Origin of the sequence: Candidatus Poriferisodalis sp. (genome assembly GCF_965208925.1) — a bacterium.
Lineage (GTDB): Bacteria > Actinomycetota > Acidimicrobiia > Acidimicrobiales > Poriferisodalaceae > Poriferisodalis.
Genome location: NZ_OZ242364.1, coordinates 1,339,147 through 1,358,092 on the forward strand (window position 1 = coordinate 1,339,147; position 18,946 = coordinate 1,358,092).

The 18,946-nt window shown below is 67.7% G+C and carries 26 protein-coding genes and 1 pseudogene; 24 read left to right on the plus strand and 3 right to left on the minus strand.

Going from position 1 to position 18,946, the window contains the following annotated elements; all coding sequences use genetic code 11:
- Positions 1–26: 26 nt before the first annotated feature.
- The 3 genes from ACOGI5_RS05925 to ACOGI5_RS05935 are packed head-to-tail and all read right to left on the minus strand — an operon-like array spanning position 27 to position 3,709.
- Positions 27–2,300, minus strand: a complete 2,274-nt coding sequence (locus ACOGI5_RS05925; protein ID WP_419863514.1) for a xanthine dehydrogenase family protein molybdopterin-binding subunit — start codon at positions 2,298–2,300, stop codon at positions 27–29.
- 51 nt (positions 2,301–2,351) lie between these two features.
- Positions 2,352–2,831 carry a (2Fe-2S)-binding protein gene (locus ACOGI5_RS05930; RefSeq protein ID WP_323671058.1) on the minus strand — a complete coding sequence of 160 codons (480 nt, stop codon included), beginning with the start codon at positions 2,829–2,831 and terminating at the stop codon, positions 2,352–2,354.
- Positions 2,831–3,709, minus strand: a complete 879-nt coding sequence (locus ACOGI5_RS05935; RefSeq protein WP_419863515.1) for an FAD binding domain-containing protein — start codon at positions 3,707–3,709, stop codon at positions 2,831–2,833. Before ACOGI5_RS05935 ends, ACOGI5_RS05930 begins: the two co-directional genes overlap by 1 nt.
- Positions 3,710–3,970: 261 nt before the next feature.
- On the opposite strand from ACOGI5_RS05935, the gene ACOGI5_RS05940 reads away from it, so the two are divergent.
- From ACOGI5_RS05940 to rpmD, 24 genes and pseudogenes are all read left to right on the plus strand, one after another.
- Positions 3,971–4,996 carry an NADP-dependent oxidoreductase gene (locus ACOGI5_RS05940; RefSeq protein WP_419863516.1) on the plus strand — a complete coding sequence of 342 codons (1,026 nt, stop codon included), beginning with the start codon at positions 3,971–3,973 and terminating at the stop codon, positions 4,994–4,996.
- 57 nt (positions 4,997–5,053) lie between these two features.
- The gene (locus tag ACOGI5_RS05945) at positions 5,054–5,995 is read left to right on the plus strand and encodes a sterol desaturase family protein (RefSeq protein ID WP_419863517.1); all 942 of its coding nucleotides are present in this window, start codon (positions 5,054–5,056) and stop codon (positions 5,993–5,995) included.
- Positions 5,992–7,686, plus strand: coding sequence for a GH3 auxin-responsive promoter family protein (locus ACOGI5_RS05950; RefSeq protein WP_419863518.1), 1,695 nt, complete (start codon positions 5,992–5,994; stop codon positions 7,684–7,686). The genes ACOGI5_RS05945 and ACOGI5_RS05950 overlap by 4 nt, the downstream gene beginning before the upstream one ends.
- 23 nt (positions 7,687–7,709) lie before the next feature.
- Positions 7,710–8,840: a mandelate racemase/muconate lactonizing enzyme family protein gene (locus ACOGI5_RS05955; protein WP_419863519.1), complete on the plus strand. Its 1,131-nt coding sequence runs from the start codon at positions 7,710–7,712 to the stop codon at positions 8,838–8,840.
- Entirely contained in the window at positions 8,837–9,295 is a 459-nt protein-coding gene (locus ACOGI5_RS05960) for a hypothetical protein (protein WP_419863520.1), read from the plus strand. Before ACOGI5_RS05955 ends, ACOGI5_RS05960 begins: the two co-directional genes overlap by 4 nt.
- Positions 9,296–9,567: 272 nt before the next feature.
- Positions 9,568–10,242, plus strand: a complete 675-nt coding sequence (gene rplC / locus ACOGI5_RS05965; RefSeq protein WP_419863521.1) for a 50S ribosomal protein L3 — start codon at positions 9,568–9,570, stop codon at positions 10,240–10,242.
- Positions 10,243–10,253: 11 nt separating this feature from the next.
- A complete protein-coding gene (rplD, locus tag ACOGI5_RS05970) occupies positions 10,254–10,916 on the plus strand; it encodes a 50S ribosomal protein L4 (protein ID WP_419863522.1) in 663 nt (220 codons plus the stop codon).
- Positions 10,913–11,203, plus strand: a complete 291-nt coding sequence (gene rplW, locus ACOGI5_RS05975; RefSeq protein ID WP_323671049.1) for a 50S ribosomal protein L23 — start codon at positions 10,913–10,915, stop codon at positions 11,201–11,203. Before rplD ends, rplW begins: the two co-directional genes overlap by 4 nt.
- Positions 11,204–11,212: 9 nt before the next feature.
- Positions 11,213–12,049, plus strand: coding sequence for a 50S ribosomal protein L2 (gene rplB, locus ACOGI5_RS05980; protein WP_419863523.1), 837 nt, complete (start codon positions 11,213–11,215; stop codon positions 12,047–12,049).
- Between the two features lie 4 nt (positions 12,050–12,053).
- Entirely contained in the window at positions 12,054–12,332 is a 279-nt protein-coding gene (gene rpsS, locus ACOGI5_RS05985) for a 30S ribosomal protein S19 (RefSeq protein WP_323671047.1), read from the plus strand.
- 126 nt (positions 12,333–12,458) lie between these two features.
- Positions 12,459–13,085, plus strand: a complete 627-nt coding sequence (gene rplV, locus ACOGI5_RS05990; RefSeq protein ID WP_419863524.1) for a 50S ribosomal protein L22 — start codon at positions 12,459–12,461, stop codon at positions 13,083–13,085.
- 2 nt (positions 13,086–13,087) lie between these two features.
- Complete coding sequence (gene rpsC / locus ACOGI5_RS05995) at positions 13,088–13,975, plus strand: 30S ribosomal protein S3 (RefSeq protein WP_419863525.1); 888 nt, start codon at positions 13,088–13,090, stop codon at positions 13,973–13,975.
- Positions 13,975–14,391, plus strand: coding sequence for a 50S ribosomal protein L16 (gene rplP / locus ACOGI5_RS06000; protein ID WP_419863526.1), 417 nt, complete (start codon positions 13,975–13,977; stop codon positions 14,389–14,391). Before rpsC ends, rplP begins: the two co-directional genes overlap by 1 nt.
- Positions 14,391–14,702 carry a 50S ribosomal protein L29 gene (gene rpmC, locus ACOGI5_RS06005; protein WP_419863527.1) on the plus strand — a complete coding sequence of 104 codons (312 nt, stop codon included), beginning with the start codon at positions 14,391–14,393 and terminating at the stop codon, positions 14,700–14,702. The genes rplP and rpmC overlap by 1 nt, the downstream gene beginning before the upstream one ends.
- On the plus strand, positions 14,699–14,977 hold the full coding sequence (rpsQ, locus tag ACOGI5_RS06010) for a 30S ribosomal protein S17 (RefSeq protein ID WP_419863528.1): 279 nt from the start codon (positions 14,699–14,701) through the stop codon (positions 14,975–14,977). The genes rpmC and rpsQ overlap by 4 nt, the downstream gene beginning before the upstream one ends.
- An 18-nt stretch (positions 14,978–14,995) precedes the next feature.
- A complete protein-coding gene (rplN, locus tag ACOGI5_RS06015; RefSeq protein ID WP_323671044.1) occupies positions 14,996–15,364 on the plus strand; it encodes a 50S ribosomal protein L14 in 369 nt (122 codons plus the stop codon).
- Between the two features lie 43 nt (positions 15,365–15,407).
- Entirely contained in the window at positions 15,408–15,716 is a 309-nt protein-coding gene (gene rplX / locus ACOGI5_RS06020) for a 50S ribosomal protein L24 (RefSeq protein WP_416246619.1), read from the plus strand.
- 65 nt (positions 15,717–15,781) lie between these two features.
- Positions 15,782–16,339, plus strand: a complete 558-nt coding sequence (rplE, locus tag ACOGI5_RS06025) for a 50S ribosomal protein L5 (RefSeq protein WP_419865443.1) — start codon at positions 15,782–15,784, stop codon at positions 16,337–16,339.
- 47 nt (positions 16,340–16,386) lie between these two features.
- Entirely contained in the window at positions 16,387–16,572 is a 186-nt protein-coding gene (locus ACOGI5_RS06030) for a type Z 30S ribosomal protein S14 (RefSeq protein WP_323671042.1), read from the plus strand.
- A gap of 13 nt (positions 16,573–16,585) precedes the next feature.
- Positions 16,586–16,990: a 30S ribosomal protein S8 gene (gene rpsH / locus ACOGI5_RS06035; RefSeq protein ID WP_419863529.1), complete on the plus strand. Its 405-nt coding sequence runs from the start codon at positions 16,586–16,588 to the stop codon at positions 16,988–16,990.
- A 9-nt stretch (positions 16,991–16,999) separates the two neighbouring features.
- Complete coding sequence (gene rplF, locus ACOGI5_RS06040; RefSeq protein ID WP_419863530.1) at positions 17,000–17,581, plus strand: 50S ribosomal protein L6; 582 nt, start codon at positions 17,000–17,002, stop codon at positions 17,579–17,581.
- A gap of 22 nt (positions 17,582–17,603) precedes the next feature.
- Entirely contained in the window at positions 17,604–17,957 is a 354-nt protein-coding gene (gene rplR / locus ACOGI5_RS06045; protein WP_419863531.1) for a 50S ribosomal protein L18, read from the plus strand.
- A gap of 10 nt (positions 17,958–17,967) precedes the next feature.
- A complete protein-coding gene (gene rpsE / locus ACOGI5_RS06050) occupies positions 17,968–18,681 on the plus strand; it encodes a 30S ribosomal protein S5 (protein ID WP_419863532.1) in 714 nt (237 codons plus the stop codon).
- 23 nt (positions 18,682–18,704) lie between these two features.
- A pseudogene (gene rpmD, locus ACOGI5_RS06055) lies at positions 18,705–18,902 on the plus strand (50S ribosomal protein L30); the annotation flags it as partial.
- Positions 18,903–18,946 lie beyond the last annotated feature (44 nt).

An 18,946-nucleotide genomic window follows, 5' to 3' on the forward strand; every position in this document is an offset into this window, starting at 1 on the left:
AATGCCTCAGCGGCTTCGGGTTGCGATCAGCTCTCGGCGTCGGTCAGTGCCTGCAGCACTCGCGGCGGCGAAAGCGGCAGGTCGCTGATGCGCACCCCCGTGGCGTCGGCCACGGCATTGGCCATCACCGGCAACGGCGGCACGATGCCCACCTCGCCCACGCCGCGCACCCCATAGGGGTGCGACGGGTTCGGAACCTCCACGATGCAGGTTTCGATCATGGGCAGATCTGACGCCACCGGGATGCGGTAGTCGAGGAACCCCGGGTTCTCGAGGTTGCCATCGTCGGAGTAGATGTACTCCTCGTTGAGTGCCCAGCCGATGCCCTGCACCACGCCGCCCTGCATCTGACCTTCGACGTAGCTGGGATGAATCGCTGTGCCGGCGTCCTGGGCGGTGGTGTAGCGCTCGACGGTGACGCGGCCCGTTTCCTGGTCAACCGACACGTCGGCTACCTGAACTGAGAAAGCCGGGCCGGCGCCCCGGGCGTTCAGCGATGCCGTGGCACCCAGCGGTCCGCCGGTGCGCTTGGCATTGCCGGTGATGGCAGCCAGCGTCAGCGGCTCCTGCTCGCCGGGCCCGTGCACGGCCGAGCCGTCCACCCACTCGACCTCTTCCACATCGCAATCCCACGTCTTGGCCGCACGCTTGCGCAACTGCTCCTTGAGATCGCGGCAGGCTTCCACGACGGCCATGCCAGTGGCAAAGGTGGCGCGGCTGCCCTCGGTGACATCGGTGAAGCCGACCACCTCGGTGTCGCCCACGACGGGCTGGATCAGGTGCACATCGAGGCCCAGTTCCTCGGCGGCCATCAGCGCCATCGATGCCCGGCTGCCGCCGATGTCGGGGCTGCCGGTGATCACCGTGGCGGTGCCGTTCTCGTTCAGGTTCACCGTTGCGCTCGACGCCTCGCCGATGTTGAACCAGAAGCCGCTGGCCACACCGCGGCCCTGCCCTTCGGGCAGCTCCGACTGGTAGTGATCGCTGTCGCGGATCGCTTCGAGGCACTCGCGCAGGCCGATCATCGGCCACTTGGGTCCGTACGGCGTCGGGTCGCCTTGCGAGGGGCAGTTCTGGATGCGGAGGTCGAGCGGGTCCATGCCGACACGCTCCGCGATCTCGTCGACCACCGAATCCATGGCGAATGCTGCTGCGGGTGCCGAGGGGGCTCGGTAGGCCACGTTGACCGGCCGGTTGAGCACCACATCAAAGCCCTCGACGTAGAGGTGATCGAGCGTGTAGGCCGATACGACGCACATGCAGCCGAGCATCGCGGCAATGCCTTGGAAGGCCCCATTCTCGTATGCCAGCCACGCCTTCGCCGTGGTGATCGTGCCGTCGTCGCGGGCGCCGACCTTCATCTTGATGATCGCCCCCGGGGCGGGACCGGTTGCCCGGAACACGTCCTCGCGGCTCATCACGATCTTGACCGGGCGGCCGGCTTTCGTCGACAGCAGCGCCGCAACCGGCTCGATGTAGATGGTGGTCTTGCCGCCGAAGCCGCCGCCGATCTCGGCCGGGATCACCTTGATGCGCGACGTGTCCCAGCCCAGCACCGTGGCAGTCGACGACCGCACCATGAAGTGGCCCTGCGACGAGGCCCAGATGACGGCCTTGCCTTCCTGGTCGCAGTCGACGACGCAGGCGTGCGGCTCGATGTAGCCCTGATGCACTGCCTGGGTAGAGAACTCCCGCTCGATCACGATGTCGGCCTCGCCGAACCCCTGCTCGACATCGCCTCGCTCGTACACGGTGCGCGCCGCGACGTTCGACGGCTCGGTGGGTCGCGGCTCGACACCGCGCGTGAACAGGTTGTCGTGCAGCACCGGTGCGTCGTCGGCCATCGCATCGGAGATGTTCAGCACGTGGGGCAGCAGCTCGTAGGTGACCTCGATGGCCTCGGCGGCTGCCTTGGCCTCGCGGCGGGTGGACGCTGCCACCGCAGCCACGGCATGGCCGCTGTACAGCACCGTGTCGCGTGCGATGACCGTGCACATCAGGTTGCGCGTGGCGCCCTTGGGCGGTGCTTCGGGGAAGTCGGCTCCGGTGACCACCGCTTTCACGCCGGGCATCGCCTCGGCGGCTGAGGTGTCGATCGAAACGATCCGCGCGTGGGGATGCGGCGAGCGCAGGATGTGCCCGTACAGCATTCCCGGCAGGTTCAGGTCGGCCGCATAGCGGGCCTTGCCGGCGACCTTGTCGAGTCCGTCGTGGCGGACGGGGCGGGTGCCGACCCAGCGGTATCCGCTTGCGCCATTGCCATTGGTCCCGGTGCTAGCGGGAGCTTCAGTAGTGCTCATGTTCTGGTGTCTTTCTGCGATGTCGAGCGAATCTCAATCAGCCGATGTCAATCAGGCTGGGGTACGGATCTGGACGGCGGCCTCGAGCACCGAGCGGACGATCTTGTCGTACCCGGTGCAGCGGCACAGGTTGCCGGCGAGCGCGTAGCGCACTTCGGTCTCGGTGGGGTCGGGGTTCTCGTCGAGCAGTGCCTTGGCGGCGATGAGGAACCCGGGCGTGCAGATGCCGCATTGCAGCGCGGCTCCTTCGAGGAAGCACTGCTGCAGCGGGTGCAGCTCATCTGCGCTGGCGAGACCCTCGCACGTGGTGATGGCGGCGCCGTCGGCCTCGGGGGCGAAGATCAGACAGGCACACTGCAGGCGGCCGTTCATGATGACCGAGCAGGCACCGCAGTCGCCGGTGCCGCAACCTTCCTTGGCCCCGATCAGGCCCAGCTCGTCTCGCAGGGCATTGAGCAGCGATTCGCCGTCTTCGGTCAGAAAGTCGACGGCGTCGCCGTTGACCTCGCAGTTCACATGGGTGCGGCTCATCAGGACGCTCCGTTCTGTCCGTTGCGTGTGCGGATCCGGTCGGCGGCAATGCCGGCGGCTCGACGGGTGAGCACGCCGGCGACCTGGCGCCGGTAGCTGATCGTGCCCCGCTTGTCGTCGATGGGATTGCAGGCGTCGCTGGCGGCTGCGGCTGCGGCGGCCAGCGCTGCGTCGTCGAGGCTGCTGCCCACGAGCGCCGCCTCTGCGGCAGGCACCCGCACGACGGTGGGCGCAACCGCTCCGAGCGCGACGGCAGCCGCGCTCACATCGCCGCTGTCGTCCAGCGTGAGCCGGACGCCGGCACCCACCACGGCGATGTCCATCTCGGTGCGAGGGATGAGTCGCAGGTAGGCATCGGAGGTACCGCCGGCCGGCCGGGCGAGCTCGAAGCACACCACGATCTCGTCATGTGCCAGCGACGTCTGGCCGGGTCCCGTCACCACGTCGGCGACGGGCACCCGTCGCTCGCCGTCAGCGGCTGCGATCACGGCGACCGCATCGTTCACGACGAGGGCAGGCACTGAGTCGGCAGCGGGGGAGGCGTTGCAGAGGTTTCCGCCGAGGCTGGAGCGGTTCTGGATCTGGTCCGACCCGATCAGTCCGGCAGCCTCGGTCAGGCCTGGGAAGTCGGCAGCAAAGGCGGCGTTGGACGTCAGCGCCGAGCTGGGGGCCGCAGCACCCACCTGCCAGGTGTCGCCGTCGAGGCTCACTGACATGAGGCGATCGATCTTCTTGAGGTCGATCACCATCGACGGCTCAGGCCGCCCGGCGCGCATCTGCGGCACGACGTCGGTTGCGCCGGCGAACACGATGGCATCGGCATCTCCGGCCAGCAGTGTCCTCGCCTCGTCAATGGTGGTCGGCGCGGCATATTTCATGCGGATAGCTCCCGATCCGTTGGGTGTTGCGTCATGTGTCGACGCACCGTCTCCCGGCGGTTGCGTCGCTCGCGCCGCCTGCGGGTGACGGCGCACACGGCAGCGGACGTTAGTTGCGCTGAGCCGTGCTCGTCGCGTTAGCCATCGTCGCCGGTGTCCCGGGTGACTGCTGCCTCTGGCAAACGAGCGAAGAACCGCCGCTGACGAGCGGCAATCATGTGGTGCCGCAGCGACATCCGTTGACGAACCGAGGAGCGGGTCATGACTGGAGATACGAACACAGCGCGGGTGTCGGACTGCGTGGTGCTTGCCGAGGTTCCCGACGGGCCGCTCAGCGCTGAGCACTTCGCGTTGCGGCCCGATGATGCAGCCGAACCCGGACCAGGTGAGGTGCTGGTGCGGGTTCAGGCGATCACGATCGGCGCGGGACAGCGAGCCGGCCTGCAGGGCAGCGCCAGCTACGCGGGCGCCCCGGAAGTCGGCGTGGTGATGCGAGGCATGGGCGCGGGCATCGTGGAAGCGTCGAACGCGGACGACATCAGTGTCGGCGACACCGTCGTGGGCGCGACTGGCTGGCGCCGCCACGCTGTGATGGCCGGCGGCGAGCTGCGCGTCGCGGACGGCGCGCTCGATCCCGCCTTGCACCTGGGCGTGCTGGGCACGAACGGGCTCACTGCCTACTTCGGCTTGCTCGACGTCGGGCGGCCTGAGGCAGGCGAGACCGTGGTGGTGTCCGCAGCGGCGGGCTCGGTGGGCCACATCGCCGGCCAGATTGCCAAGTCCCTTGGATGCAAGGTGGTCGGCGTTGCCGGCTCCGATGAGAAATGCTCGCTGCTGGTCGACGAGATCGGCTTCGATGTCGCCATCAACCGCCACTCGCCCGACTTCCGGGCCGAGTTCCGGGCGGCCACGCCCGACCGCATCAACGTGTACTTCGACAACACCGGCGGCGAAATACTGGGCTCAGCGCTGTTCCGCATGGCCACGTTCGGCCGCATCGTCTGCTGTGGGGCGGTCTCGGCCTACGACACCGCCAGCCCCGACCCCAGCCCGCGCGGCATTCCGGGTCTGCTTGTGAACAACCAGGTGCGCATGCAGGGCTTCCTCGTGTTCTCCTATGCCGACCGCTACGAAGAGGCCCGCGTCCAGATGCGAGAGTGGATCGACGCGGGCTCGCTCGTGCCCCGACACGTCACCTACGACGGTCTCGAATCGGCCGGCGGGGCGTTCGTGGATCTGCTGGGAGGCCGCACTGTCGGCACCACCATCGTCCGCCTCGGCGACTGAACCGGACGCCTCTCGCGCTCACTCATCCATGAACACAGCTCTCACTAGGCTCGGACTGTGACGGCTGGCGAGTCGGATCTGGCAGCGCACGGCCGCTCGGTGGGTCTCGCTTGGGTCGCGGTGCGAGCCTCGTATCCCTTCGTGATCTTGGGCGGCATCGCGATCTACGCCGTGTTGGCGCTTTCGGGCGTGCCTGTCGCCGTGGCGTCATATGCAGCGGTGCTCGTCGGTGCCGGGCTGGTGACGCTCCACGAGGTTGCGCTGCCGTACCGTGCCGAATGGCGGCCTGAAGGCGGCGACCTGCGTGCCGATGTGGCGTTCATGGTGTCCGTACAGGTGGTGCTGCCGTTGCTGCTGTCGCTGGCGGCGGTCACGGCATTCGCCGGCTGGCTCCACGAGGGCGACCTGACGCTCGGTGGTCTGTGGCCGCACTCGTGGCCCGTCTGGCTGCAAGCGGCGCTGATGCTGGTCGTCGCCGACTTCTTCCGATACTGGCTGCACCGCGCCTTTCACCGTTTGCCGTTCATGTGGCGGTGGCACGCGGTGCACCACTCCCCGCACCGCTTGTATTGGCTGAACGTCGGGCGTTTCCACCCTGCCGAAAAGGCCGTCCAGTACTGCGTGGACGCATTGCCGTTCGTGCTCGTGGGCGTGGGCACCGAGGTTCTGGCGGCTTACTTCGTCTTCTACGCGTTGAACGGCTTCTACCAGCACTCCAACTGCGACGTACGCCTGGGGTGGCTGAACTACCTCATCAGCGGCCCCGAACTGCACCGCTGGCATCACTCGGAACTGCCAGCGGAATCCGATCACAACTACGGCAACAACCTCATCATCTGGGATCTGCTGTTCGGAACCCGGTTCCTGCCCGCCGACTCCGCGGTCGGCCGGCTCGGGCTGCTGAACCGCGACTATCCGAAGGGATTCGTCGCGCAGATGCGCACCCCCTTGATCCGAAGCCTCGACAAGCAGACGACACCCGCGGCAATCTCCAAGTGACGGACGGATTCAGCTACCGCTTGCTCCGAGCCGGCTTGGCCGCGGCCAGCGGGCGCACCTACAGCAACCTCGTCAGCGCCTGCACGGATCCGCGGACGGCGCAGGATCGGGTGTTGCAGCGCATCCTCGCCGACAACTCGGGCACCAGCTTCGGCACCGATCACCGCTTCGGTTCGATTGCCGGCCTCGACGACTACCGCCGTGCCGTGCCGGTGCAGACCTACGAACACCTGCGGGAGGAGATCGAGCGGCAAGAGGCCACCGGCGAGCCGTGCCTGACGGCCGCCAAGCCGGTCTATTACAACCAGACCAGCGGCACCGTCGCCGAACCGAAGAACATCCCGCTGACCAAGGCCGGCTTGGCACGCATTCAACGCCTGCAACGACTCGCGGCCTACACCCTGTCAAGGCGCACGTCGGCACTCGGCGGCAAGGTGTTCGTGGTGAGCGGCGCCGCGCACGAGGGCACGATGCCAGCGGGCACGCCGTACGGCTCGGCCTCAGGGCTGCTGTACGCAAGCCAGGGCAAGCTGCTGCGCCGCCGGTACGTGCTGCCAGCGTCGGTATCCGACATCGCCGACTACGACGCCCGGTACTTGGCCATGGCGGTGCTGGGCGCCGCTGACGCAGCCGTCACCACGATGGCGACCGCGAATCCCTCGACGTTCATCCGGCTGATGGATGTGCTCAATTCATCCGCTGACGTAGTGCTCGACGCCGTGGCCACTGGGAGGTTGCCCGCTGGCTGCAGCGTCACCGGGCGCGACGACCAGCTGGGGCTCCACGCAAACCCGAAGCGAGCGGCGGCGCTCGACCGGTGCCTTGAGGCCACAGGCCGACTCACCTATGCCGATATCTGGAGTGACCTGCGCGCGGTGGTGACGTGGACCGGGGGGAGCTGCGGCTTGGCAGTAGAGCGTCTCCAACCGATGCTGACACCCGATTGCCCGGTATTCGAGCTCGGCTATCTCGCCAGCGAAGTGAGCGGCACCGTCAACATCGATCCCGTCGAAGGCTCCTGCGTCGCGACCCTGCAGGACAACTTCTTCGAGTTCGCAGAACGCGACGAGTGGGAGGCCGCCGCCGAGGATTCCAACCGTGACCAGCAGACTTGCACGCTTGCCGACCTCGAAGCCGGCCATGACTACTACGTCATCGTGACCACGGCCGACGGTCTGTACCGCTACGACATGAACGACATCGTGCGGGTGACGGGCTTCGTCGATCGCACGCCGGTCCTGTCCTTTGTCCAGAAGGGCAAGGGCGTCACCAGCATCACCGGTGAAAAGCTCTATGAGTTCCAGGTGATGTCGGCCGTGACTGCCGCGGTCGCCGAGTTCAACACGGTGGCGCCGTTCTTCATCATGCTGGCCGATGTGGCAGAGGCCGGCTACACCCTCTACGTGGAGCTGGCGAACACACCGGCTGGCCCGCCGGGGGCAGAACTTGCCGGCGCACTGTCACACGGTGTCGAACGAGCATTGCGACAGGCCAATGTCGAGTACGACCAGAAACGAGCCAGCGGCCGGCTGGTGCCCCTGCGCGTCCGGTGCCTTGCAGCGGGCACGGGCGATGAATTCAGGCGCCAGCGCGTCGCTGACGGTCAGCGTGACGTGCAGTTCAAATACCTCCGGCTGCAATACAGCGCCGACTGCTCGTTTCGCTTCGGCGACTTCGCGGCCCCGGTCTGAGCGCGTTCGAACGAGGTGAATGCGTGCAGATCCGCCACCTGAAGACGTTCACGTTCCCCGTGCCGTTCAAGCGCGTGTTCCGGCATGCCTCTGCCAGCCGCCGCTACGCCGAGAACCTCATCGTGGCGGCTCACGCTGACGACGGCACGATCGGCTACGGGGAAGGATGCCCACGGCTGTACGTGACCGGAGAGACCGTCGGGGGCTGCGCAGCGTTTGTCAACCAGCACGCCGCGTCGTTCTGCGCGGGCGTGGGCAGCGTGGACGACCTGCGTTCCTGGATCGATGCCCATCGTGATGCCATCGACGAGAACCCGGCCGCCTTCTGCGCGATGGAGCTAGCCGCCCTCGACCTGTTGGGCAAGGCGAGCGGCCGCAACATCGAGCAGTTGCTGGGTGTTGCTTCAGGCCCGCCCGACGTGGCCTATACCGCTGTTCTGGGCGACATGCCCCTGCTGCTGTATCGATGGCAGCTGCGCGGCTTTCGCGTGCGCGGCTTCACCGACTTCAAGGTGAAGCTCTCGGGTTCGCCGCGGCGTGATCGCGCCAAGCTGGCCCCGTTCGTCTCCCGAGGCTCGAGCCCGGCGACGGTTCGGCTCGACGCGAACAACCTCTGGGAGACGCCTGAGCAGTGCGCGGCACACTTGGACGCACTAGGAGACGTCGCATTCGCCGTCGAGGAGCCGTTGCGGGCGGGTGATGTCGACGGGTGCATGCGCGTCGCGCAGCAGTGCGGGGTGAAGATCATCGCCGACGAGAGCTTGCGGTTCACTCGGCAGCTCGAAGCGTTGGTGGAGCCATCGGCGTGGATCGTGAACGTGCGGGTATCGAAGATGGGTGGGATCGTCAGGTCGCTGGACGTGGTGGCTGCTGCGGTGCGCGCCGGCATTGACGTCATCGTCGGGTGCCAGGTGGGGGAGACGAGCCTGCTCACCCGGGCGGCGCTCGCTGTCATCGCGAGCGCTCCCGGTGCCGTTGTGGGGGCGGAAGGTGCCTTCGGGACGCATCTGCTGGCCCGCGATCTCACCGATCTGACGATCATGTGGGGTCACGGAGGAATGTTGCGCGGTCAGGACGTGCCCGATCGCAGCGGCGGGGGATTGGGTCTGCGGCTCGATCCCGCAGCCGTCCTGGTGCCGGTGGAGGACAGGTGAACGACACGCGATGTGCCGCGGTGAGCCTCGTATTCGGCCTTGCATTCCTGGCTCGTGTCGCCGGTCAAGCTGTGCAGCGCTGGTGGGACGTGGCCTTCCTGCCTTCCCAAGACGCCTGGCAGGGCAGCAGCCTGCCGTTCCCGGCGCTGTTCGCGGCCCAAGTGGCGATCTTGATGATCATCGCGGCCGCGACGCTGCGAATGCGAGCGGGCCGAAGCCTGTTCGGGCGGCGCTGGGTGCGACCAGTCGCTTGGTTCGGCGTCCTGTACTTCGCCGTGATGGCGGCGCGCTTGGCAGTCGGGCTCCTCGGCGATGCCGGTGCGTTCGGCGACGAGAGCTTCGCTGCCGGCAGGTGGTTCACTGCCTACCTGCCGACCGCATTCCACCTTGTCCTGGCGAGCGAAGTGATGCTGTTCGCGGCATATCAACGAGGGCGCCCCCGACCCGCTGGCTGAACGAGCGCGAGGTTGGGGCGGTCGTGGACCCTCGGTAGCCTGCTTGATTCGCGGCGCGGACTTCCTGCGCCGAACTGACGTCCGGCAAGGCCGGATGCCTTCCCGCAACGGGTCGGGTGTTCGGAACCGGTCGGCACAACCTCCAGAACCGCTCCGCCGGCGCAGCCGTGCGGAGCGTTCGCATGGCGGCCCGCTGAGCGGGAAGCCGAAGGGGCAACTGCTCGCTGTGCGGGCAGTGGGATGCACGGCGAAAGCACGAGAGAGACGCGCACATGGCCAACAGGGCGCTTGTCGCCACCAAGGTCGGCATGACACAGCTCTGGGACGACGACAACCGCGTCGTCCCGGTCACTGTGCTGCGCGTCGATGACTGCCGGGTCACCCAGGTGCGCACCAACGAGCAAGACGGCTACACCGCGGTGCAGGTCACCTACGGCCACCGTGAGGCCCGCAAGGTCAACAAGCCCACCAACGGTCACTATGAGCGAGCCGGGATCGACCCTGGCGTACGGCTCGTAGAGCTGCGGCTCGACGATGTGAGCGAAGTATCGGTCGGCACCGAACTGGGTGCCGACCTTTTCAGTCCTGGAGAGCTTGTCGATGTGACAGCCACTTCCAAGGGCAAGGGCTTCGCCGGCACCATGAAGCGGCACAACTTCTCGGGCCAGCGCGCCAGCCACGGCGCGCATCGGGTTCACCGGGCCCCCGGCGCCATCGGCGCCTGCGCCACGCCCTCACGGGTGTTCAAGGGCACCCGCATGGCCGGCCGCATGGGCGGCGAGAAGGTCACCACGCTCAACCTCGCAGTCGTCGAGGCCGACGTCGAGCGCGGCCTGCTGCTGGTGCGGGGCTCGGTCCCCGGGCCCAAGGGCGGCACGGTCGTCGTCCGCAACGCAGTCAAAGCGCCGCAAGGCGCGTCGAACAGCACAGCATCGGCTGAGGTCTGAGGTCGATTCTGATGCCGCTCACGCTTGACGTTCGCACCCCCGACGGCGGCACTGCCGGCACCGTGGAGCTCGACGAGGCCATCTTCGGCATCGAGCCGAACATGGCGGCGCTGCACCAGGCCGTCACGGCCCAGCGCGCCGCCCGCCGAAGCGGGTCTCATAGCACCCTCACCCGTGCCGAGGTACGCGGCGGCGGCGCGAAGCCGTGGCGGCAGAAGGGCACCGGCCGGGCTCGCCACGGTTCGATCCGGTCGCCGCAGTGGGTCGGCGGCGGCGTGGCGCACGGTCCCAAGCCGCGCGACTACCGCCAGAAGGTGAACCGCAAGACCGTGCGGCTGGCGCTTCGCTCCGCTCTCAGCGACCGGGCTCGCAGCGAACGCGTCATGGTCATTGACGAGTGGAATTTTGCGCAGCCGCGCACGAAAGATGCCATCGCCGTGCTTGAGAACCTGTCCCTGTCCGGACAGGTTCTGCTGGTTCTGGGCAACAGCCCGGAACACCGGACGGCCGATCGCAGCTTCCGCAACCTTCCGTCGGTGCGCGCGGTCAGCGCGGCTGAGCTGAATGCCTACGACATCCTGCGTTCGGACTGGCTGGTCTTCACCCGCGACACCCTGCCCACCAGCACTGGGCCCACGTCGAACGGAGCAGCGAGCGGGGAGGACGACCAGTGAAGGATCCCCGCGACGTGCTGATTGCGCCCGTCATCTCGGAGAAGTCGTACGACTTCCTCGAAGAGGGCATCTACGTGTTCCGCGTCCACCCCTCGGCCAGCAAGCCGGAGATCCGTCAAGCGGTCGAGGAGATCTTCGACGTCAAGGTCGCCAAGGTCAACACGCTGAATCGCAAGGGCAAGAAGCGGCGCAACCGTCGCAACAACACCGTCGGCAAGCGGCCCGACACCAAGCGGGCCATCGTCACCCTCGTCGAGGGCGACTCGATCCAGATCTTCAATTCCTAGCGGGGCGTCATGGGCATTCGAGTACGCAAGCCGACAAGTCCCGGCCGAAGGTTTCAGACGGTCTCGGACTTCGCCGACATCACCGCGACCAAGCCCGAGCGCTCGCTCATCGCCAAGCAGCACTCCACCGGCGGCCGCAACAACTACGGCCGCAAGACCTCCCGCCACCGTGGCGGCGGCCATAAGCAGCGCTACCGGGTGATCGACTTCCGGCGCAACAAGGACGGCGTGCCCGCCACGGTCGCCACCATCGAGTACGACCCCAATCGCAACGCACGCATCGCGCTGCTGCACTATCACGACGGCGAGAAGCGCTACATCCTGGCGCCGGCGGGACTGGAGGTCGGCGACAAGCTGGCCAACGGCGCCCAAGCGGAGGTGCGTGTCGGCAACGCCATGCCGTTGCGCTACGTACCGGTCGGCACCACCGTGCACAACGTGGAGCTCAAGCCAGGCGCCGGCGGCCGGATGGCCCGCTCGGCCGGCGCCAGCGTGCAGCTCGTGGCCAAGGAGGGCGCGTACGCCACTTTGCGGCTGCCGTCCACCGAGATGCGCCGGGTGCCCATCGACTGCCGCGCCACCATCGGCTCGGTGGGCAATGCCGAGGCCGACCTCATCAAGATCGGCAAGGCCGGCCGGAACCGCTACAAGGGCGTCCGGCCCCAAACCCGTGGCGTGGCCATGAACCCGGTCGACCATCCCCTCGGCGGGGGCGAGGGCAAGTCGTCGGGCGGCCGCCACCCGGTGTCGCCGTGGGGCAAGCCCGAAGGCCGTACCCGCTCCAAGAACCGCAAGTCCAACGACCTCATCGTCCGCCGCCGCCGGACGCGCGGGTCCCGGAGGTAGAGCGATGCCGCGCAGTCTCAAGAAGGGCCCGTTCGTCGACGACCACCTGCTCTCGAAAGTCGACGAACTCAACGAGAGCGGTGAGCGCAAGGTCATCAAGACGTGGAGCCGGCGTTCCACCATCATCCCCGAGATGATCGGTCACACCATCGCGGTTCATGACGGGCGCAAGCACCTGCCGGTGTACGTGACCGAGTCGATGGTGGGCCACAAGCTGGGCGAGTTCGCCCCGACGCGGACATTCAAGTTCCACGCCGGCCAGGAGCGCGGAGGCAGGCGATGAGCGGGTTCGTCACAACGCAGACGTTCGAGCCTCGCGCCGGACGAGAGCAAGGCAGCAGGCGATGAGCGGGATCGTCACAAGGCAGACGTTCGAGCCTCGCGCCGGACGAGAGCAAGGCAGCAGGCGATGAGCGGGTTGATCGACCTCGACGTCATCGCGGGCGCGAAGGCGACGCACAAGTACGCACGTCTGTCCGCGTCGAAGGCGCGCGTGGTGCTCAACCTCATCCGCGATGAGGACTTGGCGCTTGCCCGCGACCGCCTGCGCTTCTGCGAGCGCGGTGCCGCCGAGGTGGTGTCCAAGGTGCTCGAGAGCGCGGTGGCCAATGCCACCAACAACGAGCAGCTCGACGCCGACGAGCTGTACGTGGCTGAATGCTGGGCCGATGAGGGTCCGGTGCTCAAGCGCTGGCGTCCGAGGGCACGGGGCCGTGCCACCCGAATCTTCAAGCAGACCAGCCACATCACGGTGATCGTGGCCCAGCTCAGCACCGAGGAGCTCGAGATGCGCGAAGCCCGTCTGGCTGCCTCGGGCTCTCAGACCGCCGCGGCTGCGCGTGCGGCCCGCGTGGCCGCCAGCCGCGCAGCCACCGACACCGGCGACGCAGACGGGACAGCGCCAGAAGACGCTGACGAGACAGCGACTGACAACGTTGACGACATCGACGACGCGGCCGATGAGGCTGCCGAAGCGGCGATCGACGACACAGCCGATCCCGAAGAAGACGTTGCCGACCCAGAGGAACGGAACTGATCATGGGTCAGAAGGTCAACCCGTACGGCTTCCGCTTGGGAATCACCACCGACTGGAAGTCCCGTTGGTACGCCGACAAGGAGTACCAGGACTATCTCATCGAGGATTGGAAGATCCGTGACTTCCTGCGGACGGAGCTGCCGCATGCCGCGATCAGCCGCATCGAGGTGGAGCGAACCCGGGATCGCCTGCGAGTCGACGTGCACACGGCCCGGCCCGGCATCGTCATCGGCCGCCGGGGAAGCGAGGCCGATCGGCTCCGCACGAAGCTCGGCAAGATCTCGGGCAACCCGAAGGTCCAGCTGAACATCCAGGAGATCAAGCAGCCCGAACTCGAAGCGGCGCTCATCGCTCAGGGAGTCGCGGATCAGCTCGCCGGCCGCGTTGCCTTCCGGCGGGCCATGAAGCGGGCCGTCCAGAACGCCCAGAAGGCCGGCGCACTCGGCATCCGTGTGCAGTGCTCAGGTCGGCTCGGCGGCTCAGAGATGGCGCGCACCGAGTGGTACCGCGAGGGCCGCGTGCCGCTGCACACGCTGCGTGCCGACATCGACTACGGCTTCCGCGAAGCCCGCACCACGGCGGGTCGCATCGGCGTGAAGGTGTGGCTCTACAAGGGCGACATCCTCCCGTACAAGGTGTCGTCCGACGAGCGCATTCACCGTGAGGCGGCCATGGCCACAGGCCAGACATCGGGCGACGGCGCGCCCCCAGGGGGCGTGGTGTCTTCAGCTGGTCGTCGCAGCGATATTGAGGATCTGCCCGAGGAGCCCGTCCCGCTGCTGCGCGAGGCCGATCCCGAATTCGAGCGCCTGCTCGAGGAGGAAGAGCAGATCGAGCGGGCAACGCGCGACCAATCCCAGACGCCCAACTTCAGGCCGGGAGACGACTGATGCTGATGCCTCGCAAGGTGAAGCACCGCAAGGCGCATCGCGGTCGCATGAAGGGCCGCACCAAGGGCGGCACGGCCGTGCACTTCGGCGACTACGGCATCCAGGCGCTGGAACCCGGCTGGATCACGGCCCGCCAGATCGAAGCGGCTCGCATCGCCATGACACGTCATGTCAAGCGCGGCGGGAAGGTCTGGATCAACGTCTTCCCCGACAAGCCGGTGACCGCGAAGCCTGCGGAGACCCGCATGGGCTCGGGCAAGGGAAATCCGGAGAAGTGGGTGGCCGTGGTGAAGCCCGGCCGGGTGATGTTCGAGCTGGGCGGCGTGAATGCCGAGCTGGCCCGCGGCGCCATGGAGCGTGCCATCCAGAAGCTGCCTATCCGCGCGCGGGTGATCTCCCGAGAGGAGGCCATCTGATGGCGAAAGCCGTGACGCTCCGGACCCTGTCCGACGATCAGCTGCTCGACGAGCTGGACAGCGCCAAGAAGGAGCTGTTCAACCTGCGCTTCGCGTTCGCAACCGGGCAGCTCGACAACTCGGCGCAGATGGCTGCCACCAAGCGCGACATCGCCCGCATGCACACCGTGCTGCGCGAGCGCGAGATCGCAGCGGCCGATGTCTTGTCGGACCCATCGCGTGACCCAGTGCAGGACTCGGCCGCTGTGCCGGCTGGCGCCTCGCAGGGCTCGGCCGCGGACAGCGCAGCTTCCACAGGAGACCAGTCATGAGCAGCGAGACTGCCGAGACCGTCGAGCGCAACCGGCGCAAGGTGCGCGAGGGCATCGTCACCTCCACCAAGATGGACCGCACGGCGGTCGTCTCAGTGACCGAGCGCGTGCGTCACCCCCGCTACTTCAAGACTGTTCAGCGCACCAAGAAGCTGTACGTCCACGACCCCGCTGGAGACACGCGTCCGGGCGACCGGGTGCGCGTCATGGAAACCCGGCCGATCTCCAAGACCAAGCGTTGGCGCCTGGTGGAGATCATCGAACGGGCCCGATGAGGTGAAGGCAGCGAGGTCATGATCCAGCAAGAGTCCCGACTCAAAGTCGCCGACAACTCCGGCGCTCGCGAGGTGCTGTGCATTCGCGTGCTCGGCGGCACGGGTCGGCGCTATGCCTCGATCGGCGACGTGTTCATCGCCACTGTGAAGGACGCCATCCCGGGCGCTGCCGTGCGCAAGGGCGAGGTGGTGCGCTGCGTCGTGGTGCGCACGCGCAAGCAGCGCAGGCGCCCCGACGGCAGCTATATCCGCTTCGACGAGAATGCCGCCGTGCTCGTCGACGACAACCGCCAGCCGCGCGGCACCCGCATCTTCGGTCCCGTCGGCCGCGAGCTGCGCGACAAGCGCTTCATGCGCATCGTGTCGCTCGCCCCGGAAGTTCTGTGATGGGGGTGACGTGATGGCACGCCAGAAGAACCAGCTGCCGCGGCTGCGAGTCCGCAAAGGCGACACCGTGCGCGTGATCTCCGGCCCTGACAAGGGCCGGGAAGGCGAAGTCGTGTCGGTGGACTTGGCGCGCCGCCGCCTCACGGTGGAAGGCGTGAACGTGGGGCACAAGCACCAGAAGCCCTCCCAGCAGAACCAGGAAGGCCAGATCATCGACTACCTGCTGCCGATCGACGTGTCGAATGTGTCGGTGGTGTGCCCGCGAACGGGCCAGCCCGGCCGGGTCGGTTTCCGCTTCGAGGGCGGCCGCAAGGTGCGTTACCACCGGGTCTCGGGGGAGGAGCTGCCATGAGCGTGACCGAGGCTCGGCCGGAGGCCCACTCCGACATGGCCGGCACGACCCGGCCCGAGCTGCGTATGCCCGAGCCCCGAATGAAGGTGCTCTACCGCGACACCGTCCGAGCCCAGCTCCAGGACGAGCTCAGACTCGCGAACGTCATGCAGGTGCCCAGGCTGACGAAGATCAGCGTGAACATGGGCGTGGGCGCCGCGCTGACGAACCGGGGCCTGCTCGAAGGTGCCATCGACGACCTCAGCCGCATCTGCGGTCAGCGTCCGGCGATCACCCGGGCGAAGCGTTCCATCGCAGGGTTCAAGCTGCGCGAGGGCAACGCGATCGGCGCCCGGGTCACCATGCGCCGGGACCGGATGTGGGAGTTCTACGACCGTCTCGTGTCGTTGGCCATCCCCCGCATCCGCGACTTCCGGGGCTTGTCGCCGCGCAGCTTCGACGGCCACGGCAACTACACGTTCGGCCTCACCGAGCAGCTGGTCTTTCCCGAGATCGACTACGACAGCGTCAACCAGATCCGCGGCATGGACATCACCCTCGTGACGTCAGCAGGCGACGACGAGGGCGGACGTGCCCTGCTGGTTGCGCTCGGCTTTCCATTCCGTCAAATTCCAACGACCTAACGCCCGACTGTTTCATAGGGCCCAACCTCCACACAAGGACAGCACTGATGGCCAAGAAGGCACTCGTCAACAAGCAGCAGCGCACCCCCAAGTTCAAGGTGCGCGCCTACACGCGCTGCCGCGTGTGCGGCCGACCGCGGTCGGTATACCGCAAGTTCGGGCTGTGCCGAGTGTGCCTGCGAGAGATGGTCCATGCCGGCGAGGTGCCCGGCGTGACGAAGGCCAGCTGGTGAGGGGGGTGCGCCCATGTCGATGACCGACCCCATTGCGGACATGCTCACCCGCATCCGCAACGCCAACATGGTGTTCAAGGACGAGGTGGCCATGCCGTCCTCCAGGCAGAAGGAGCGCCTTGCGGCGATCCTCAAGCGTGAGGGCTACGTGAGCGATTACCAGGTGAGCGACGGCACCGATGGGCCCGCCCGGACGCTCACCATCAACCTGAAGTACACCGGTGACCGGGATCGCACCATCTCGGGGCTGCAGCGCATCTCCAAGCCCGGGCTGCGGGTGTACACCAAGTCCGACAAGGTCCCCCGCGTGCTCGGCGGCCTCGGCATTGCCGTGCTGTCGACGAGCAGGGGCCTGATGACCGACCGCGAAGCTCGCCGCAACCGCATGGGCGGCGAGATCCTCTGTTACGTCTGGTAGGAGGCGGCAATGTCACGCGTGGGCAAGACGCCCATCTCGATTCCCGACGGGGTGACGGTGACGGCCGAACCGGCCCCCGACGTCGCCGGCTCCGTGGCGGGCGACGTGGTCACCGTCAGCGGACCCGGAGGCGAGCTCCAGCGGGAGTTGGCCGCGGGCATTCGCGTGCGCGTCGACGACAGGGAAGGCGGCAGCCAGATCGTTGTGGAGCGCGCCGATGACAGCCGCTCGCAGCGGTCGCTGCACGGCCTGAGCCGGGCGCTGGTCGCCAACATGGTGCAGGGCGTATCGCAGGGCTTCTCCAAGGAACTGCAGATTGTCGGCGTGGGCTACCGCGCGGCAGCTCGCGGATCATCGGCGCTCGAGCTGTCGCTGGGATTCAGTCACACCGTGCCGGTGACCGCGCCCGACGGCATCAGCTTCGAGGTGCCGAGCCAGACGTCCATCATCGTGAAGGGCATCGACAAGCAGCTCGTCGGGCAGGTCGCGGCCAACATCCGTGCGCTGCGCAAGCCCGAGCCCTACAAGGGCAAGGGAATCCGCTACATCGACGAGCGCGTGCTGCGCAAAGCCGGAAAGGCGGCGAAGTGAGTGCAGTCGGAAAGGCGGCGAAGTGAGTGCTCCCACGAGGGCGGCCCGGCGTGATCGGCGGCGCCGTCGCGTCCGCAAGAAGATCACCGGCACCGCAGCGCGCCCGCGCCTCGCGGTGCACCGGTCCAACCGGCATATCAGCGCCCAGCTCATCGACGACGAAGCAGGCCACACCGTGGCGGCTGCGTCGTCGCGCGAGGCCGGTGTGACAGGCGGCGGCAACGTCGCAGCCGCCGGCGAGATCGGACGGCTCATCGCCGAGCGGGCTCGGGCGGCGGGCACCACCACGGTCACCTTCGACCGGGGCGGGAACCGTTACCACGGCCGCGTCGCGGCCCTTGCAGATGCTGCCCGCGCGGGCGGCCTGGAGTTCTGAGGGAGGACTCGTGACAGATGCACCAACCTCCGAGGCCGGCCCTGCCCAACCGCGCAGCAGCAATGAGCGCGGCGGCGGCAACGAACGCGGCAGCGGCGGTGAACGCGGCAGCGAGCGCAGCCGTCGCCCGCGCGATCGCCAGTTCGACAACCCCCGCAACAGCGGTGACGACGGCCTGCGCGAATCGCGGGTCATCGACATCAACCGTGTGGCCAAGGTGGTCAAGGGCGGCCGCCGCTTCTCCTTCTCCGCACTCGTCGTAATCGGCGACGGCGCGGGCCGGGTCGGCCTGGGCTACGGCAAGGCCAAGGAAGTTCCGTTGGCGATCCAGAAGGGCACCGAAGAGGCCCGCAAGAGCCTGTTCGAAGTGCCCCTGGCAGGCTCCACCATCGTCCATCCCGTGCTGGGCGTCATGGGCGCCGGCAAAGTGCTGCTGCAGCCGGCGGCGCCAGGTACCGGAGTGATCGCCGGCGGCGCGGCCAGGGCGATCCTCGAGGAGGCAGGCATCAGCGATGTGCTGGCCAAGTCGCTCGGCTCGTCCAATCACATCAACGTGGCCCGAGCCACGATCGCGGGCTTGGCGGCCCTGAAGCGACCTGACGAGGTGGCCAAGCTGCGCGGGCTGTCGCCCGAGGAGTGCATCCCCGCCGGCCTGCTCGAGGCATACCGCGAGACGGAGCGCACGCGCAAGCTGAGCGAGGCATCCGCAGGGGCGCCGTCATGAACGCGCCGAGTTCGAATCCGCCCATCTCGAGTCAGCACGGCGCCGGCCAGATCGTGGTGACCCAGGTGCGATCGGCCATAGGGGCCAAGCCCAAGGCACGCGGTGCGCTGAGGGCGCTTGGGCTGGGCAAGATCGGCCGCAGCCATACCCTGCCGGATCGACCTGAGATCCGCGGCATGCTGCGCAAGGTGAGTCATCTGATCGCCGTCGAGAATGCTGCAGGCGAGAACGCTGCAGGCGAAGACGTCACGGACCAGGAGGCCAG

Coding starts and splice junctions, on each gene's coding strand:
- rplN (WP_323671044.1), top strand. CDS start 14,996: ATGATCCAGCAAGAGTCCCGACTCAAAGTCGCCGACAACTCCGGCGCT.
- rpsS (WP_323671047.1), top strand. CDS start 12,054: ATGCCGCGCAGTCTCAAGAAGGGCCCGTTCGTCGACGACCACCTGCTC.
- rpsC (WP_419863525.1), top strand. CDS start 13,088: ATGGGTCAGAAGGTCAACCCGTACGGCTTCCGCTTGGGAATCACCACC.
- ACOGI5_RS05925 (WP_419863514.1), bottom strand. CDS start 2,300: ATGAGCACTACTGAAGCTCCCGCTAGCACCGGGACCAATGGCAATGGC.
- rplD (WP_419863522.1), top strand. CDS start 10,254: ATGCCGCTCACGCTTGACGTTCGCACCCCCGACGGCGGCACTGCCGGC.
- rplP (WP_419863526.1), top strand. CDS start 13,975: ATGCTGATGCCTCGCAAGGTGAAGCACCGCAAGGCGCATCGCGGTCGC.
- rpmC (WP_419863527.1), top strand. CDS start 14,391: ATGGCGAAAGCCGTGACGCTCCGGACCCTGTCCGACGATCAGCTGCTC.
- rplE (WP_419865443.1), top strand. CDS start 15,782: ATGCCCGAGCCCCGAATGAAGGTGCTCTACCGCGACACCGTCCGAGCC.
- ACOGI5_RS05935 (WP_419863515.1), bottom strand. CDS start 3,709: ATGAAATATGCCGCGCCGACCACCATTGACGAGGCGAGGACACTGCTG.
- ACOGI5_RS06030 (WP_323671042.1), top strand. CDS start 16,387: ATGGCCAAGAAGGCACTCGTCAACAAGCAGCAGCGCACCCCCAAGTTC.
- rplC (WP_419863521.1), top strand. CDS start 9,568: ATGGCCAACAGGGCGCTTGTCGCCACCAAGGTCGGCATGACACAGCTC.
- rpsQ (WP_419863528.1), top strand. CDS start 14,699: ATGAGCAGCGAGACTGCCGAGACCGTCGAGCGCAACCGGCGCAAGGTG.
- ACOGI5_RS05930 (WP_323671058.1), bottom strand. CDS start 2,831: ATGAGCCGCACCCATGTGAACTGCGAGGTCAACGGCGACGCCGTCGAC.
- rplV (WP_419863524.1), top strand. CDS start 12,459: ATGAGCGGGTTGATCGACCTCGACGTCATCGCGGGCGCGAAGGCGACG.
- rplF (WP_419863530.1), top strand. CDS start 17,000: ATGTCACGCGTGGGCAAGACGCCCATCTCGATTCCCGACGGGGTGACG.
- rplB (WP_419863523.1), top strand. CDS start 11,213: ATGGGCATTCGAGTACGCAAGCCGACAAGTCCCGGCCGAAGGTTTCAG.
- ACOGI5_RS05940 (WP_419863516.1), top strand. CDS start 3,971: ATGACTGGAGATACGAACACAGCGCGGGTGTCGGACTGCGTGGTGCTT.
- rpsH (WP_419863529.1), top strand. CDS start 16,586: ATGTCGATGACCGACCCCATTGCGGACATGCTCACCCGCATCCGCAAC.